Genomic DNA, 3,080 nt, shown 5'->3' with positions numbered 1-3,080 from the left:
GATGCAGCACCGCGCCGCCGGCCGGGCCGTCGGCGGCTGCCTCGGCCATGAAACCGAGCGCCCCGGCCAGTCGAAGCAACTCGGCGCCGGCCGGCGCGACGCCGTCGGCACAGTCGTTGAAGCGGGCCAGCGTGCCGTCCGGATGGGTCATCGCCGCCAGCCAGCGCAGCATCGGCCCGATGCGCGCCGACAGGCCCGCGCGCAGGTCCCGAAGGTGCGGGTCGGCGACCGCGAACGCGTCGATCGCGTTGACCAGGTCGAGCACGTCCTCGAGCGCCAGCGCGTGGTACATCGGGCTGCGCTCGAAGTGGCCGCCGTCCGGGAGGATCTGCTCGCCGAGCTCGGCCCGGAGGATGGCCACGCCGCCAGCGAGCCAGGTGGCCGCTTCGTCGCCCTCGAACCACAGGCCGGCGAAGACGAGCGCCTTGGCGTTGGCGAACAGGTGGTTGCCGAGCAGGTGCGTCTCGAGTCGGGCTGCGAGCCAGCGCGCCTGGATCGCGAGGCTGTGGTTCAGAGGGTCCGGCAGCGCGTGGCCGCTCAACGACCACTTGATCCAGTTGACGATGCGCAGCGACACCGGGTACGGCTCCCAGCCCGCGCCGACGCCGGGCGGGTTCCGGGCGAGCCATGCAGCCAGCAACGCCTCGTGCGCGGCCGAGCGCGCCTGCGCGTCCATGGCGTTGAGGTCGTCGAAGTAGTGCTGGTGGTAGCGCCACAGGCGCGCGACACCCGTTCCGTTCCAGCCGATGGCGCCGAGATCGTGGCGTTCGCCGAGGAGATCGAAGGTGGCCGGCGGAACCAGGCTGGCCTCGCGCCGCGCCGGGAGTGCCCACGGGCCGGCGACGCGGCGCGGCGGCGGGGCAGGGCGCAGGTCGGCGCGCCGATGCGGCAGCAGGCGCATGCGCAGGCGGCCGGTGACCTGGCGCGGGCGCAGGTGGCGCACCGTGCGCCAGTAGGTGCCGAGCGAAGTCACGCGGCGGCGCGCGGGCCGAGCAGCCGGGTGAGGTGGGCGACGATGCGCTCGCCGGCGCGGCCGTCCCAGAGCGGCGGGATGCCGCCCCGCTTCCAGTCGCCGGCGAACAGCCGGTCCAGCGTCGGCGCCAGGCGAGCCGGGTCGGTGCCGACCAGCTCGTTGGTGCCGATCGTCACCGTCTCGGGTCGCTCGGTGCTGTCGCGCAGCGTGATGCAGGGCACGCCCATCACCGTCGTCTCCTCGGTGATGCCGCCGGAGTCGGTGATGACCGCCCTCGCGTGGCGCACCAGGTAGTTGAATTCGAGGTAGGGCTGCGGTTCGACGACGAGCACGTTGGCCGGCACGGCGCCTGCGCGCTGCAGCGACTTCGCCGTCCGCGGGTGGATCGGAAAGACGATCGGCAAGCCGCGCGCGGCATCGGCGGCGGCGCGCAGCACGGTGGCGAACGAAGCTGGGTCATCGACGTTGGCCGGCCGGTGCAGCGTCATCACCAGGTAGCCGCCGCGCTGCAGCCGATGCTCGTCCCAGAAGGGCGGCGCGACGAGCCGCTCCATGTGCGCCAGCAGGGTGTCGATCATGGTGTTGCCGACGAAGAAGATCCGGTCTTCCGCGACGCCGCTTCGGCGCAGGTTCTCGTTGGCGACCTCGCTGGTGGTGAAGAACCAGTTCGCGACCGCGTCGGTGACGAGGCGGTTGATCTCCTCCGGCATCGTCCAGTCGCCGGAGCGGATGCCGGCCTCGACGTGGGCCACCGGCACGTGCAGCTTCTGCGCCGTGACCGCGCACGCCATCGTCGAGGTGACGTCGCCGACGACGAGACAGAGGTCGCTGCGCGATTCGTTCAGGAGCTTCTCGTAGCCGAGCATGATCGCGCCGGTCTGCTCGGCCTGGCTGCCGGAGCCGACCTCGAGGTTGACGTCGGGCTCGGGAATGCCGAGCTGGCGGAAGAAGTCGCCCGACATGCGCGGGTCGTAGTGCTGGCCGGTGTGGACCAGGCGGTAGCCGAGGCTGCCCCCCTCGGCGCGAGCGGCTTCCAGGGCGCGGAGGATCGGCGCCACCTTCATGAAGTTGGGGCGGGCGCCGGCGATGAGGTCGATGCGCGCCGTGATCGAGGCCGGGCGGATCATCGCAGCGACTCCGCGATCTCGATCGTCACGCGGGCGACTTCGAACAGCTCCTCGCGCCGTATCGGCGCCGGGCCACCGCTGCGCACGGCGTCGACGAAGGCTTGCGCGCAGGCCTGCTGGCCCTTGTCCTGCCGCCACAGGCGCATGCCGGCGAAGCCCGGCCAGCCGAAGCCGTTCAGGCGCCGGAAGTTGTCGAGCTGGAGGACGCGGCCGGCAGCGAACACCTCCAGCCGCTCCTTGGCGAAGGCCTTGCTGCCGTTGGCGAGGTAGTGGACGGTGCCGATCGAGCCGTCTTCGAAATCAAGGCCGATCGACGCGCTGTCGGCCGTCTGGCCGGCCATCGCGTAGGCACGATGCGCGGCGATCGGCGCGCCCGCGAGGTGGCGCAGCAGGTCGATGAAGTGGCAGCCCTCGCCGACGAAGCGGCCGCCGCCGGCAGCAGGGTCCTGGGTCCAGTGCGCGGCGGGGATGGCGCCGGCGTTCACCGTCATGACGAACGCCTTCGGCCCCGGCACGCCGGCGAGCAGCGACTTCATCTTCAGCACCTGCGGTGCGAAGCGGCGGTTGAAGCCGACCATCAGCAGCGTCGAGGCGTCGCCATACGCGGCCTCGATCCGGCCCAGCTCGTCGAGGGTCAGGCAGAGCGGCTTCTCGACGAACACGTGCTTGCCCGCGGCGCGCGCGGCGAGGACGTAGCGCGCATGGCTGTCGTGCCGGGTCGAGACGACGATGCTGTCGATGTCGGGCGCGGCGACCAGCGCGTCGCTGTCGGTGCTGGCGTTCTCGACGCCGAACTTGCGCGCCACGTGCATGCTGCTCACGCCCCCGGCCGAGGCGACGCTATGCAGATGCGCCCCGGTCTGCTTGAAGGCGGGGACGAGGACGGCGCCGGCGTAGTTGCCGGCGCCGATGAAGCCGAGCGTCGCCGCGCCGCGGGCCGGTGCCGCCGCGGTGTCGACGGGCACGACGCGGACGCTGCG

3 protein-coding genes are annotated in these 3,080 nt (G+C 72.4%); all 3 read right to left on the bottom strand.

Annotated features, from left to right (window positions below):
• Positions 1-973: heparinase II/III family protein (locus AC30N0_RS09285; protein ID WP_489517640.1), on the bottom strand; the 973-nt coding region annotated here is incomplete at its 3' end.
• The gene (gene wecB / locus AC30N0_RS09280) at positions 970-2,100 is read right to left on the bottom strand and encodes a non-hydrolyzing UDP-N-acetylglucosamine 2-epimerase (RefSeq protein WP_489517639.1); all 1,131 of its coding nucleotides are present in this window, start codon (positions 2,098-2,100) and stop codon (positions 970-972) included. The genes wecB and AC30N0_RS09285, both read right to left, overlap by 4 nt.
• Positions 2,097-3,080: Gfo/Idh/MocA family protein (locus tag AC30N0_RS09275; protein ID WP_489517638.1), on the bottom strand; the 984-nt coding region annotated here is incomplete at its 5' end. The genes wecB and AC30N0_RS09275, both read right to left, overlap by 4 nt.

The sequence above is a fragment of the Rhizobacter sp. genome (assembly GCF_031412495.1).
In the GTDB taxonomy this organism is placed as follows: Bacteria; Pseudomonadota; Gammaproteobacteria; order Burkholderiales; family Burkholderiaceae_C; genus Schlegelella_A.
Note: the sequence above shows the minus strand (reverse complement) of the source record. Positions and strands in the feature narration are given on the sequence as shown.

Excerpts from the sequence above, each read along its gene's own strand:
- wecB (WP_489517639.1), bottom strand. The coding sequence starts at position 2,100 with ATGATCCGCCCGGCCTCGATCACGGCGCGCATCGACCTCATCGCCGGC.